Source organism: Spiroplasma sp. Moj (genome assembly GCF_016082285.1).
GTDB lineage: Bacteria > Bacillota_I > Bacilli_A > Mycoplasmatales > Mycoplasmataceae > Spiroplasma > Spiroplasma phoeniceum.
In genome coordinates, this window is record NZ_MQTY02000169.1 from 1 (window position 1) to 681 (window position 681).

A 681-nucleotide genomic window follows, 5' to 3' on the forward strand; every position below is an offset into this window, starting at 1 on the left:
TTTTAATAGGTTATGCAAGAAGTCTAATGATTTAATTTGTTATAATAAAAAAAGAGAAGGGTCTGGTGAGGTAATGAAAGATGATTTTGTGATTTATAATGAAACAAAGTTTGATATTAAACNATATCAAGATGATTTTAATGCAATTTTCAAAAAAATTAAAACTTTATTAGCAATAACTGAGCCATTAGAATTATCATTAATTATTGTTGATGCACAAGAACAATTAGAANTTAATCGAAAATATTGTAACAAAGATTATGTTGCTGATGTTATTACCTTTGCTTTAGAAGAAGAAAATAAGATTGATTTATTTCAATTAACCGGACTGNGCAGTTTAGGGGATATTTTTATTTGCTATGAAAAAGCTCTTGCTCAAGCTGCTGAATATAACCATTCTCTTCGTCGTGAATTTGCTTTTTTATTTACTCATGGTATGTTACATATTTTAGNTTATGATCATCAAACTCCGACTGATGAAGAAAAAATGTTTAATTTACAACGAAAAGTATTAATGTGAGGTACCATATACATTTTAGACCAGTTAGTCTTTTAAAAATTTTAACACAGCTTCAGTTGGTGTTAAAAAATTTATGCTTTTATGTCGCCTAACATTAGACTTCTTGCATAACCTAGTTATTTTAAAATTCCTATAAAATATATTTAAAATAGAAATTATAG

The 681-nt window shown here is 26.1% G+C and carries 1 protein-coding gene; it reads left to right on the plus strand.

All coding sequences use genetic code 4. The features are described 5' to 3' along the window. A partial coding sequence (gene ybeY / locus BST80_RS05340; RefSeq protein WP_415746295.1) for an rRNA maturation RNase YbeY occupies nt 1-556 on the plus strand: 556 nt, incomplete at its 5' end. Nucleotides 557-681: the final 125 nt, after the last annotated feature.